The 12,926-nt window shown below is 71.3% G+C and carries 12 protein-coding genes; 10 read left to right on the forward strand and 2 right to left on the reverse strand.

The window, feature by feature from the left end; genetic code table 11:
* From VFF97_RS07555 to VFF97_RS07565, 3 genes are all read left to right on the forward strand, one after another.
* A partial coding sequence (locus VFF97_RS07555; RefSeq protein ID WP_325032880.1) for a Maf family protein occupies window positions 1-506 on the forward strand: 506 nt, incomplete at its 5' end.
* Window positions 507-607: 101 nt separating this feature from the next.
* On the forward strand, window positions 608-2,374 hold the full coding sequence (locus VFF97_RS07560) for an acetyl/propionyl/methylcrotonyl-CoA carboxylase subunit alpha (protein ID WP_325032881.1): 1,767 nt from the start codon (window positions 608-610) through the stop codon (window positions 2,372-2,374).
* A 170-nt stretch (window positions 2,375-2,544) separates the two neighbouring features.
* The gene (locus VFF97_RS07565) at window positions 2,545-3,063 is read left to right on the forward strand and encodes a hypothetical protein (protein WP_325032882.1); all 519 of its coding nucleotides are present in this window, start codon (window positions 2,545-2,547) and stop codon (window positions 3,061-3,063) included.
* Window positions 3,064-3,226: 163 nt separating this feature from the next.
* On the opposite strand, the gene VFF97_RS07570 is transcribed toward VFF97_RS07565, so the two are convergent.
* On the reverse strand, window positions 3,227-4,678 hold the full coding sequence (locus VFF97_RS07570) for an NAD(P)H-quinone dehydrogenase (RefSeq protein WP_325032883.1): 1,452 nt from the start codon (window positions 4,676-4,678) through the stop codon (window positions 3,227-3,229).
* 89 nt (window positions 4,679-4,767) lie between these two features.
* Here VFF97_RS07570 and VFF97_RS07575 point away from each other — a divergent pair, with 89 nt between their 5' ends.
* The 4 genes from VFF97_RS07575 (at window position 4,768) to VFF97_RS07590 (ending at window position 9,495) form a co-directional block, all read left to right on the forward strand.
* The gene (locus tag VFF97_RS07575; protein WP_325032884.1) at window positions 4,768-5,601 is read left to right on the forward strand and encodes a purine-nucleoside phosphorylase; all 834 of its coding nucleotides are present in this window, start codon (window positions 4,768-4,770) and stop codon (window positions 5,599-5,601) included.
* Window positions 5,598-7,286 (forward strand): phospho-sugar mutase, encoded by a 1,689-nt coding sequence (locus tag VFF97_RS07580; RefSeq protein ID WP_325032885.1) that lies wholly within the window; start codon window positions 5,598-5,600, stop codon window positions 7,284-7,286. The genes VFF97_RS07575 and VFF97_RS07580 overlap by 4 nt, the downstream gene beginning before the upstream one ends.
* A gap of 81 nt (window positions 7,287-7,367) precedes the next feature.
* The gene (locus tag VFF97_RS07585; RefSeq protein WP_325032886.1) at window positions 7,368-8,870 is read left to right on the forward strand and encodes an MFS transporter; all 1,503 of its coding nucleotides are present in this window, start codon (window positions 7,368-7,370) and stop codon (window positions 8,868-8,870) included.
* A gap of 40 nt (window positions 8,871-8,910) precedes the next feature.
* Window positions 8,911-9,495 carry a GNAT family protein gene (locus VFF97_RS07590; RefSeq protein WP_325032887.1) on the forward strand — a complete coding sequence of 195 codons (585 nt, stop codon included), beginning with the start codon at window positions 8,911-8,913 and terminating at the stop codon, window positions 9,493-9,495.
* A 108-nt stretch (window positions 9,496-9,603) separates the two neighbouring features.
* On the opposite strand, the gene VFF97_RS07595 is transcribed toward VFF97_RS07590, so the two are convergent.
* The gene (locus VFF97_RS07595; protein ID WP_325032888.1) at window positions 9,604-11,562 is read right to left on the reverse strand and encodes a BglG family transcription antiterminator; all 1,959 of its coding nucleotides are present in this window, start codon (window positions 11,560-11,562) and stop codon (window positions 9,604-9,606) included.
* A 190-nt stretch (window positions 11,563-11,752) separates the two neighbouring features.
* Between VFF97_RS07595 and VFF97_RS07600 the strand changes: the two genes are divergently transcribed.
* The 3 genes from VFF97_RS07600 to VFF97_RS07610 all read left to right on the forward strand — a co-directional run.
* Window positions 11,753-12,142, forward strand: coding sequence for a PTS sugar transporter (locus VFF97_RS07600; RefSeq protein ID WP_325032889.1), 390 nt, complete (start codon window positions 11,753-11,755; stop codon window positions 12,140-12,142).
* Window positions 12,143-12,171: 29 nt separating this feature from the next.
* Window positions 12,172-12,447 carry an HPr family phosphocarrier protein gene (locus VFF97_RS07605; RefSeq protein WP_325032890.1) on the forward strand — a complete coding sequence of 92 codons (276 nt, stop codon included), beginning with the start codon at window positions 12,172-12,174 and terminating at the stop codon, window positions 12,445-12,447.
* Between the two features lie 2 nt (window positions 12,448-12,449).
* Window positions 12,450-12,926, forward strand: a 477-nt coding sequence (locus VFF97_RS07610; RefSeq protein ID WP_325032891.1) for a phosphoenolpyruvate-utilizing N-terminal domain-containing protein, incomplete at its 3' end; no start/stop codon positions are given.

Consider the following 12,926-nt stretch of genomic DNA (forward strand, 5'->3'; position numbering starts at 1 on the left):
CGCGGCGCAAGGCGGCGGACGTGGCGGCGCGCCTCGCCGACGACGATCCGCATTTCGACGGCATCGTCATCGGCGGCGACTCGATGTTCCTCTTCGACGGCGCCGTGCTCGGCAAGCCGTATACGCCCGAGGCCGCGCGCCAGCGCTGGCATGCGATACGGGGGCGCTCGGGGGTTCTGCATTCGGGGCACGCCGTCGTGCGCGTGCGGCCGGGCGAGTCGCCTCGCGAGGCGCACGGGGTGGCCGAGGCATCCGTCTTCTTCGCCGGTGATCTGACGGATGCCGAGATCGACGCCTACATCGCATCGGAGGAACCCCTCCACGTCGCCGGCGCCTTCACCATCGACAGTCTCGGCGGACCGTTCATCGATCGCGTCGAGGGCGATCCGTCGACGGTGGTCGGCATGTCGCTGTCGACGCTGCGGCGGCTCGTGCGCGAGCTCGGAGTCGCATGGACGGATCTCTGGGTGCGCAGCTCACCGTCGGGGGGCTCGCACGAAGGGTGACGGAGGGGCGAAACGCCTTGTAGTTGGACGCCCACGTTCTTCGTGCGTTCTTGTGCGATGCACCCAAATCGCGCGGGTGGCCGCTCGGTAGGCTGGCATCCATGCCTCGAATCGCCAAGGTTCTCATTGCCAACCGCGGCGAGATCGCCGTACGCGTCATCCGCGCCGCACGCGACGCAGGCAAGTCATCCGTCGCCGTCTACGCCGACCAGGACCGCGACGCGCTCCACGCCCGCCTCGCCGACGAGGCGTACTCCCTCGAAGGCTCCACGAGCGCCGACACGTACCTGTCGATCGAGAAGATCCTGTCGGTCGCGCGCCGCTCCGGCGCCGACGCCATCCACCCCGGCTACGGCTTCCTCGCCGAGAACGCCGAGTTCGCGCGCGCCGTCATGGCGGCGGGCCTCACGTGGATCGGGCCGTCGCCCGAGGCGATCGAGGCCCTCGGCGACAAGGTCACCGCGCGTCACGTCGCCGAGAAGGTCGGCGCCCCCCTCGCCCCCGGCACGCCCGGACCGGTCGCCGACGCGAGCGAGGTCGTGGCCTTCGCCGAGCAGCACGGGCTGCCGATCGCGATCAAGGCCGCGTACGGCGGCGGCGGGCGCGGTCTGAAGGTCGCCCGCACGCTCGACGAGGTCCCCGAGCTGTTCGAGTCCGCGACGCGCGAGGCCATCACGGCGTTCGGGCGCGGCGAGTGCTTCGTCGAGAAGTACCTCGACAAGCCCCGCCACGTCGAGACGCAGTGCCTGGCGGATGCGGCGGGCAACGTCGTCGTCGTCTCGACACGCGACTGCTCGCTGCAGCGCCGCCACCAGAAGCTCGTCGAGGAGGCGCCCGCGCCGTTCCTGACCGATGAGCAGAACCGCATCCTCTACGAGTCGTCGAAGGCGATCCTGCGCGAGGTCGGCTACGTCGGCGCGGGAACGTGCGAGTTCCTCATCGGCGCCGACGGCACGATCTCGTTCCTCGAGGTGAACACGCGTCTCCAGGTCGAGCACCCCGTGTCGGAGGAGGTCACCGGCATCGACCTCGTGCGCGAGCAGTTCCGCCTCGCCGAAGGCGAGGAGCTCGGCTACGACGATCCTGCGACCGAGGGCCACTCGATCGAGTTCCGCATCAACGGCGAGGACCCCGGGCGCAACTTCCTCCCGCAGCCCGGACCGATCCACGTGTTCAAGACGTTCGGCGGCCCCGGCATCCGCCTCGACTCCGGCGTGACGGCGGGCGACTCGGTGAGCGGCGCATTCGACTCGCTGCTCGCGAAGATCATCGTGACCGGCCGCGACCGCGCCGAGGCGCTCGAACGCGCCCGCCGCGCACTCGACGAGTTCGAGGTCGCGGGACTCCCGACCGTGCTCCCCTTCCACCGCCGCGTCGTGCGCGACCCCGCATTCACCGCCGAGGACGGTCGATTCGGCGTGTACACGCGCTGGATCGAGACCGAGTTCGAGAACGACATCCCGCCGTGGGACGGCGAGCTCGAGGCACCCAAGCCCACCGAGCACCGCCACACGGTCGTGGTCGAGGTCGCCGGCAAGCGGCTCGAGGTGAGCCTTCCCGACCGCATCGTGACGACGCCGACCGCGGCCGGCCGCCCCGCAGCGGTTCCGCCCTCGCGCCGCTCGCACGCGCCGACCGTGGTCGCGGGAGCATCCGGCGACGCCGTCAAGGCGCCGATGCAGGCGACGATCGTGAAGGTCGCCGTCGAGGAGGGCCAGCAGGTCGTGAAGGGCGACCTGGTCGTCGTGCTCGAGGCCATGAAGATGGAGCAGCCGATCCAGGCGCACAAGGACGGCGTGATCGGCTCGATCAACGCCGATCCCGGCGCGACGGTGTCGGCCGGTCACCAGCTGCTCACGATCACCTGACGCGCCGCGCCTCGCCCGGCATCCGCTTCGCCGGATCCGACCCCGGTCCCCGGGTCGGGACCCCTCGAGATTGCGCGAACACCGATCGCGACGGCGCGGGGGCGGTCGTCCGCGCAATCTCGGCGCGCCGCGGGCGGTCCGGTGCGCGGGGGAACCGATAGGTTGCGTGCATGACCCCCCGTCGCCTGCCGTTCGTCGTGGCATCCGCCATGGTCCTCGTCGGATGCTCCGCCGCCACCCCCGAGAGCCTGCCGACGCCCGTGTTCGCCGCAACACCGCCTGCGTCCGACGCGCCCTACGAGCGACCCGCGGACGACTGGGTGACCCACTTCGCCGAGTTCGCCGCGCGAGACGAAGCGGCCGCGACAACGCGATTCTGGGGTTCGTTCGGCGACCCGGGGACGGTCGCCGCGTCCGACACGCGCGACGCCACCCTCCCCGCCGGCGAACACCTGGTCATCGTCGACTGCGGCGGCCCCCAGCAGGTGACCATCACGCTCTCCGGACTGGACGACGAGGGGTCCGAGCCCGCCGAGCCCTCCGAGACCTACGAGCTCGAGTGCCCGGGAGGGGTCGCCCTCGACCTGACGACCGCACGCCCCGGGATCGCGGTCCTGGTCGACCCGCACGGCGAGGCGGGGGCCTACATGGTGCGCATCGACCCTGAGCCGAACCTCACGCTGCCGTAGTCCCGGCTCCTCGCCCACACGCGCCGAGATTGCGCAAATGACGATCGTGCGCACCGGGCGGGCGTCATTCGCGCGATCTCGACGGCCGCGGCGAACGATCGGCGAGACGGCCGCACAGGTCCGAACCTCGACGAGACGGATGCCGCGGCATCCGCACCCCGCGTCAGCCGGTGACCGCGCCCGTCTGGTCGACGATGTGCATCGCGCGCGTGGCATCCGTGATGCTGCCCGACAGCGACGGATACACCGCGAACACGCGCGACACCTGGTCGACGGTGAGGCGACGCTCGACGGCGATCGCGATCGGGTAGATGAGCTCCGACGCGCGCGGGCCGACGATGACACCGCCGACCACCGTGCCGCTGCCGGAGTGGGCGATGATCTTCACGAACCCGTCTTTGATGCCCATCATCTTCGCGCGCGCGTTCGCGGCGAGCGGGAGCTTGTGGACCACGCCGTTGATGAGGCCCTCGTCGACGTCCTTCTCCTGCCAGCCGACGGTCGCGATCTCGGGTGCGGTGAAGATGTTCGACGTGATGCGACGCGGCTCGAGCGGGATCACGGCGTCACCGAGAGCGTGGAAGATCGCGGTGCGGCCCTGCATCGAGGCGACCGACGCGAGCGGGATGAACGTCGTGCAGTCGCCGGCGGCGTAGATGTTCGGCACCGACGTCCGCGCGACGCGGTTGACCTGGATGTGGCCCGACTCGGTCATCTGCACGCCCGCCTCCTCGAGGCCGATCCCCTGCGTGTTGGGGATCGAGCCGACGGCCATGAGGCAGTGGCTGCCCTCGACGGTGCGACCGTCCGACAGCGTCACGACGACGGTGTCGCCGTGCCGCTCGACGCTCTGCGCGCGGCACTTGCCGAGCACGGTCATGCCTCCGCGCTTGAAGACCTTCTCGAGCACGGCCGCCGCGTCGCGGTCCTCGCCGGGGAGGACGTGCTCGCGGCTCGACACGAGCGTGACCTTCGCGCCGAGGTTCATGTAGGCGCCCGCGAACTCGGCTCCCGTGACGCCCGAGCCGACCACGATGAGGTGCTCGGGCAGCGCCGTCATGTCATAGAGCTGGGTCCACGTGAGGATGCGCTCACCGTCGGGCACCGCGCTGGGCAGGATGCGCGGCGACGAGCCCGTCGACACGACGAGCGTGTCGGCCTCGATGCGGTCGAAGTCGGTGCCGCCCGGGCCGGTCGACACGACGACCGCGTGCGGGCCCTCGAGGCGTCCGTGGCCCGAGACGATGCGGACGCCCGCCTCGACGAGCGACGCGCGCATGTCGTCGGACTGCTGCCGCGCGAGCGAGAGGAGCCGCCGGTTGACCGCGCCCAGGTTGATCGCGATCTCGGGCTTGAGCGGCTTTCCGTCCTTGCCCTTGGCGAACAGCTGCACGCCGAGGTCGCTCGCTCCCGCGATCGCGACGGCGGCGTCGGCGGTGGCGATGAGCGACTTCGAGGGCACGACGTCGGTGATGACCGCCGAGCCTCCGACACCGGCCCGTTCGACGACGGTGACCTCCGCTCCGAGCTGGGCTGCGGCGAGAGCCGCTTCGTAGCCGCCGGGGCCGCCGCCGATGATCGCGACGCTCTGGGTGCGCTCGAAGCTCACAGACATGACGACCATTCTTTCAGTCGCGACGCGTCGCCACGACCGCGGGGGCGGCATCCGTGGCCCGGGGCGGTCCGCGGCGCTACCGTAAGGGCATGCCGAACACCATCGACAATCCGCTCGACGATCCCGCCGCCGATCCGTTCGCCGTGGCCGAGCAGGCCGCAGGAGACATCGCGCGACTCACCCGGGTCGAGCGCCACGACATCGCCGTCACCCTCGGCAGCGGATGGGGCAAGGCGGCGGACCTCATCGGCGAGACGACCGTCGAGATCCCTGCCACCGAGGTGACCGGCTTCGTGAAGTCCGCGGTCGTCGGTCACGCCGGCACGCTCCGCAGCATCGTCACACCGCGCGGCAAGCGCGTGCTGGTGATCGGATCGCGCACGCATTTCTACGAGGGCCACGGGGTGCGGCGCGTCGTGCACAGCGTGCGCACGGCCGCCGCGACGGGCGCACGCATCATGGTGCTCACCAACGGCGCCGGTGGTGTGAAGAGCACGTGGCGTCCCGGCCAGCCCGTGCTCATCAGCGACCACATCAACCTGACCGCCGCGAGCCCGCTCGAGGGCGCGACCTTCGTCGACCTCACCGATCTGTACTCGATCCGTCTGCGCGACCTCGCGCGCACGATCGACCCGACCCTCGACGAGGGCGTGTACTGCCAGTTCCGCGGCCCGCAGTACGAGACCCCCGCCGAGGTGCGCATGGCGAAGACCATGGGCGGTCACATCGTCGGGATGTCGACCGCGCTGGAGGCCATCGCGGCGCGAGAGGCGGGCATGGAGGTGCTCGGCATGTCGCTCATCACGAACATGGCCGCCGGCATCCAGACCACTCCCCTGAGCCACCAGGAGGTGATCGAGGCGGGCCGCCAGGCGGAGCCGGTCATCTCCAAGCTCCTGGCCGGAATCGTCGGGGCGCTGTGAACGAGTCGGTGCTCGAGAAGGCGCGGGCGTGGCTCGCGCAGGATCCGGACGGCGAGACCCGCGCCGAGCTCCGGGAGATCATCGAGCGCGCGGAGTCGGGCGACTCCGACGCGATCGCCGACCTCGAGGACCGCTTCGGAACTCGCCTGCAATTCGGCACGGCGGGGCTGCGCGGGGCGCTCGGCGCCGGCAGCAACCGCATGAATCGCGTGCTGGTCGCGCAGGCGGCGGCGGGCCTTGCCGCCTATGTGCTCGAGAAGGCGGATCCGGATGCCGCAGACCCCCCGCTCGTCGTCATCGGCTACGACGGGCGGCGGAACTCCGACGTGTTCGCACGCGATTCGGCCGAGCTGTTCACGGGTGCGGGGCTGCGCGCCGTGATACTGCCGCGCAAGCTCCCGACGCCGGTGCTCGCGTTCGCCGTGCGCGAGCTCGGAGCCGCGGCGGGCGTCATGGTCACGGCGAGCCACAACCCGCCCGACGACAACGGCTACAAGGTGTACCTCGGAGGCGAGGACGACGGCGCGCAGATCGTCCCGCCCGCCGACGCCGAGATCTCCGCGCACATCGAGCGCGTCGCAGCCGAGGGCGACATCACATCCCTCCCGCGCTCGGTCGCATTCGAGACGGCGCCCGAGTCGCTCGTCGACGCGTACGTCGAGGCGACCGCCGCGGTCGCGCCCGCGCCCGCGGGGGCGGACGGACTCACGTGGGTCTACACCGCGATGCACGGCGTGGGGTGGGAGACCTTCTCGCGCATCGTCGACGCAGCAGGCTACCCGCAGCCGACGACCGTCCCGGAGCAGCTCGAGCCGGACGGCACGTTCCCTACCGTCGCGTTCCCCAATCCGGAGGAGCCGGGTGCGATGGACCTCGCGTACAAGACGGCCCGCGAAGCGGACGCCGAGCTCATCATCGCGAACGACCCCGACGCCGACCGGCTCGCCGTCGCCGTCCCCGACGAGTCCGCCGAAGGCGGCTGGCGGCGCCTCACGGGCAACCAGGTCGGACTGCTGCTCGGCTGGCGCGCGGCGCGCCTCGCGGCCGAGTCCGGCCACATCGACGGTGCCTCACTCGCATGCTCGCTCGTGTCGTCGCCGGGGCTCGAGGTGGTCGCGCGCCATTACGGGCTGGATTTCCACGCGACGCTGACGGGGTTCAAATGGATCTCGCGCGCGCCCGGTCTCGTGTTCGGCTACGAAGAGGCGCTCGGATACCTCGTGAACCCTGAGACCGTGCGCGACAAGGACGGCATCTCGGCCGCGGTCGCGCTCCTCGGCATGGTGGCGGAAGCGCGCGAGCGGGGGAAGACCCTCTCCGACCTCCTCGACGAGTTCGACGAGACGTTCGGCTTCTTCGCGAGCGACCAGGTGTCGGTGCGCGTGGACGACCTGTCGGTGATCGGTCGCATCATGGGGGCGCTGCGGACGCAGCATCCGTCGTCCATCGGCGATGTCGAAGTTGACAGCGTGGACGACCTGCTCGAAGGGTCGGACGGCGTGCCGCCCGCGGACGTGCTGCGGTACACGCTCGCCGACGGCTCGCGGCTCGTCGTGCGGCCGAGCGGCACGGAGCCGAAGCTCAAGCTGTACCTCGATGCGCGCGGTGACTCCGCCGACGACGCGAAGGCCCGGATCGCGGCGCTCGCGGCGGGGGTCAAGAGCCTGCTCGACGAGCTCTCCTGAGGTGGCGCGCCGGTTGTTGCGCGAAGGGCGAGACGCGATATATCGTGAGTGGCCTCGGATAGTCCTGGAGAGAGCGGATCGATGGTCACGCAACGAGATGACGACACGGATGCTGCATCCGCTCCCCCTCCGCCCGACCGCCCGCCCGCCGCGCCGGAGTCCCCGCTGACGGCGCCGGCGCTCGCGGGCGCACCCGACGTCCTGGCCGCCGAGACCGGCGCGACGCCCACCGTCGGCTCGGAGCACTCCGAGCAGCCCGAGCAGCCGGACCCCCCGCACTGGCTGCGGCGCACCGTCATGTTCCTGAGCGGCCAGACGGTCAGCCTGTTCGGGTCGATGCTGGTGCAGTACGCGGTGTTCTGGTACCTCACGATCACGTACCAGTCGGGGCTCGTCATGATGCTCGCGGCCGTGTTCGGGTTTCTCCCGCAGGCGGTCGTGTCGATCTTCGCGGGAGTGTGGGCCGACCGGCACAACCGCAAGCTCATCATCATGGGGGCGGATGCCGCGATCGCCGCGTCCACCCTCGCCCTCGCGCTCATCATGATGACGGGCTACGACGCCGTGTGGCTGATCTTCCTGACGCTCGCGATCCGATCGGTGGGTCAGGGCATTCAGCTGCCCGCCGTGTCGGCGCTCGTCCCGCAGATCGTGCCGACGCGCAACCTCATCCGCGTCAACGGCATCAACGGGTCGATCCAGTCGGCGCTCGCCCTCCTCGCTCCGGCCGCGGCGGGCGGCATCTACGCGTGGGCGTCCGCCGCGACGGGTGGCGCTGCCGCGTCACTCGTGCCGATCTTCTTCATCGACGTCGTGACGGCGGTCATCGGCATCGGCATCCTCGCCTTCATCCCGGTGCCGACGATCCGCCGGGCGGCCGACGCGCACGTGGGCTACTTCGCCGACCTCGTCGACGGCGTGCGCTACATCGTCCACCACGCGTTCGTGCGGTGGCTGCTCGTGCTGTTCGCGATCATCTTCCTGCTGATGGTCGCGCCCTCGAACCTCACGCCGCTCATGATCGTGCGCTCGTTCCCCGCGGGCGAGACGCAGGATGTCGTGAACCTCGCGATCCTCGAGGTCGCGTTCAGCGTCGGCATGATGCTCGGCGGCGTCCTCGTCGCGTCGTTCTTCGCGAAGCGCAGCCGCATCGGGCTCATCGTGGTCTCGTCGCTCGTGTTCGGCGTGCTGTCGGTGGGGCTCGGGCTGTCGCCGACCGTGTGGGTGTTCTTCGGCTTCATGTTCCTCGTGGGCCTCGCCGTGCCGTTCTTCTCGACGCCGTCGATGACGCTCCTGCAGGAGACCGTCGAGCCCGAGCGGCAGGGACGAGTGTTCGGGTTCGTCGGCATCGTCATGGCCGTCGCGATGCCGATCGGCATGCTCGTGTTCGGGCCGCTCGCCGATGTCGTCTCGATCGAGGCGCTGCTGGTCGCGGCGGGCCTCCTGACGTTCGTCGCCGTCGGCGCGGCGGTGGGCCTGCCCGCGGGCCGGCGGGCGCTCGCCGCCGCGCGCGTGGCGGCCGCGTCCGGCGACCCGGCGAAGGGGGCCGCGGCCGCCGAGGCGGCGATGCGTTCCGATCCGTGATGCGGCTGGGTGCGGCATCCGTCGGCTCTAGGCTCGATTCGTGCTGTTGAACACCCCGATCGCGCTCGAGAACGACTTCGTGCGCCTGGAGCCCCTCTCGCACGACCATGCGGCCGATCTCGCCGTCGCCGCGGAAGGCCTCGACCGCGCCTGGTACACCTCGGTCCCCGCGCCGAGCGAGGTCCACGCCGAGATCGATCAGCGGCTCGCGTGGCACGCCGAGGGGCACATGAACCCGTGGGCGATCCGGCGGCTCGAGACGGGCCGGGTCGTGGGCATGACCACGTACTGCCACATCGACCAGCCCAACCGTCACGTCGAGATCGGCTCCACGTGGATCGCGCTCTCGGCGCAGCGCACCGCCGTCAACACGGCCGCGAAGCTGCTCCTGCTCGGCCACGCGTTCGACGAGTGCGACGCGATCGCGGTCGAGTTCCGCACGCATTGGCACAACCGTCAGTCCCGCGAGGCGATCGCGCGGCTCGGCGCGAAGCAGGACGGCGTGCTGCGCAACCACCGCTTCGGCCCGGACGGAACGCTGCGCGACACGGTCGTCTTCTCGATCCTCCCGCACGAGTGGCCGACGGTCCGGCGCGGTCTCCAGGAGCGGCTCCGTCGCGGGTAGCCCCTTCGTGATTCCGCCGTTCGGGGCGGATATCCGACTTCGGGGCGGATATCCTGCGCCCCGAAGCCGGGAACGCGCCCCGAACAACACGAGTCCGGATGCGGCGGCTCAGCCGTCGATCACGGCGACGAGCTCGTCGAGGAAGCCGCCGAAGTCGGTCGCACGCCGGACGATCCGCTGCACGCTGTCGCGTTCGCTGAACACCTCGACGAACTGCTCGAAAACGGTCTGGAACGCCTCGCGGTCGGCTTCCGAGAAGGCGACGAGCGCCACGACCTGCACACGCCCCTCGCCCCACGGCATCGACGGCTCGGCGATCCCGATCGCGATCGACGTGCGCGCCGCCGTCATCGCGAGCGCGTGCGGCACCGCGAGCGCGTCAGTGAAGGCTGTGGACGACAGCCGCTCGCGCTCGATCGAGCGCTCGATGTACTCGTCGTCGATGACCCCGAGGGTGACGAGGCGTGCGCCGAGCGCGCGGATCACATCCTCTTCGCGCGGGCCGCGCTCGGCGGCATCCGGGTCGAGGTCGTCGGGCAGCCGAAGGAACGCCGAAGGCTCGAAGTACCGCTCGAGCTCCGCGCGGAGGCGCCGCAGGCGTCGGGAACGGCGGATGCGGCTCGCCACCGTCTGCACGCGCTCGATGTCGGCCTCCGTGAGGAACGGCTTGATCCGCACGAACCGCTCCCCGTGGCCCGGGGGCGGATCGATCGTCGTGAGGACGATGTCCGAGTCGATGCGGTCCCAGTCGGGGTCGACGCGCGTCTCTACCCCCACGACCTCCACCGCGCGGCCGAGCGAACGGTCGACGCTCGAGCGCAGCAGCTCGTGCAGCTCGTAGTACCCGGGGCACACGATCGTGGCCGTCAGCAGCTCTTCGGCGCGGCGGTTGCGCTCGAGCTGCCCGCCGATGTGCATCGCGATGTACGCGATCTCATCGTCGGGCAGCGGGATGCCCAGGCGCTCCTGCAGGCCGACCGCGATGAACACCGCGACCTCGAAGATCATCGGGTACGTCGACTTGAGCGACCTGGTGAGCGGGTTGCGCGACCACGCGCGCTCGCGGGCGCGCTGCGCGAGATTCTGCACGTGCAGCGCGAGCCGCAGCACGAAGTCGGGGTGGACGATGTCGACGAGGAACTCCGCGGCCGCCCGCTCCACGACCTCGCGCACGGCCGCCTCGATCTCGGCATCGACCCGCGCGCGGGCGCGCTCTCCAGGTGCCGAGCCGGATGCCCCGGGCGCCACGACCCGCGTGAGCACGAGCGTCGAGAGGTGCTGGAGGTCGCCCCGGCCCAGCCGCACGCCGAGGTGCTTCTCGGCGAGGGCGCCGATGATGTCGGCGACCTCGCCCTGCGGCGCGCTGTCGGCGGCGCCCGCGTTCTCGAGCGGGCGCCCGTGGGCGACGCGGTCTGCCGCGATGGCGATGTGCATCACGACATCGGCGATGCCGATCTCGTTGACGAACCACCCGAGCCCGCCGAGCCTCTCGACCAGCTCGGTCTTGAACGGGCCGAACGCGCGCGCCCCGACCGAGTCCTCGCCCAGCGAGCGGCGCAGCGCGGCGAGGTCGAACGAGCCGGCGTCCATCTCGTCGTGCGCGAGACGACTCAGCAGCCGCCTCTGCGCGACCTCGGTGCCGACCAGCCGCGCGCGCGACTGCGAGCGCTCGAGGGTGAGCTCCGTCCCGCCGAGCAGTCCGCGTACGCGAGCGAGGTCGGCGTCGAGGGTCGCGGGGCTCACGAACAGCGAGTCGGCGGTCTCGAACACGTCGATGCCGTCGGGGTCGTCGAGCAGGCGGCGCACGAGCGTGTGGAGGCGGTCACGCGGGGTGCCCTCGTCGGCGGGACCCGCGCGCAGCGCGGCTGCGGCATCCGTCGTCGCCCGATAGCCGCGCGGCCCGGACTCGACCGCGACGGAGGGCGCCACCCGCGCGTTGATCGCGGTGACGTACGAGCGCACGCTTCGCGGGGTGACCCCAAGGGAGTCGGCCAGCGCGGCGGCCGTGACCCAGTCTCCGTCGCGCACGAGAAGGCCCAGCAGCCGGTCCTGTCTCGCTCGCGTCACGCCGTCCCCTCCGAAACCGGCGCAGCGTCGCGCCGCCCTTCGAATCAGTCAACCACGAGCCGCGACGGGCGGGGCCGCCCCGTTGCGCCCGACGGGAGCGCCTGTCGCGGATTTCCTCCCCCGCGGAAGAAGGGGTGGTTGTCGCCTCTCAGCGTTTTCACAAGAATGGCGAAGACGAGGAGGCGGGTCGATGAGGATCCTGGTGGTCTGCGGAGCTGGCGCATCGAGCACGTTCGTCGCTCAGCGCGTGCGGCACGCCGCGCACGACCAGGGTCTTCCGTACACCGCGTTCGCCGGCACCGAGCAGTCGCTGCCCATCGACCTCGACGCCGCCGACGTCGTACTGGTCGGCCCGCACCTCTCCGACTCGGTCGCGCGCATCAAGCGCGACGCCGCCCTGCGCGGCACCGCCGTCGTTCTGCTGCCGCCCGACGTCTTCTCGGACCTGGACGGCACGCGGACCCTCGCACTGGTCCGCGACGCGGTCGGAGATTCCGGGGGGACTTCTCCGGCCGCGGGGGCTCCCCCGCACACGACGACCCCCGTCGAGAGGCAGGGTTCCGCAGACGTCGACACGTGAGTCCGATCGACATCGAGAAAGGTCAAGACATGCCCCAGGTCTCCAGGACGGTCCGCATCGGATCGTCGCACGGTCTGCACGCACGACCCGCCAAGATCTTCGCCCAGGCGGCGAAGGACGCCGGCATCCCGATCACGATCGCGAAGGACTCGGGCTCGCCCGTGAACGCCGCGAGCATCCTCGGGGTCATCGCGCTGGGCGTCGAGCAGGGCGACTACGTCACGCTCACGGCCGACGGCGACGACGCCGAAGCGGCGCTCGACAAGCTGAGCGAACTGCTCACGACCGACCACGACGCGGAGTGAGGATGCCTGAGCTGAGAGGAGTCGGCATCGGCCTCGGCGTCGCGCAGGGCCCCGTTGCCCGCATGGCCGAGCCCCTGCCCCCGCCGCCCGACGAGCAGAGCACGCGCAGCGTCGAGGAGGAGACGGCCCGCGTGCGCGAAGCGGTCTCGGCCGTCGCGCGCGAGCTGGAGGAGCGGGGCGAGAAAGCCGGCGGCAAGGCGCGGGACGTGCTCGAGGCGCAGGCCATGATGGCCGAGGATCCGACGCTCGAGCAAGAGGTCGACGACCGCATCGCGAAGGGCAAGACGGGAGAGTTCGCCGTCTACGACGCGTTCGCCTCGTTCCGCGAGCAGCTCACGGCGCTGGGCGGATACCTCGGCGAGCGCGCGGCCGACCTCGACGACGTCGCGCAGCGGGTGATCGCACGGCTGCGCGGGCTCCCGGCTCCGGGCGTGCCCGACCCGGGCCATCCGTTCGTGCTCGTCGCGAAGGATCTCGCG

Source organism: Microbacterium sp. (assembly GCF_035687345.1).
GTDB lineage: Bacteria > Actinomycetota > Actinomycetes > Actinomycetales > Microbacteriaceae > Microbacterium.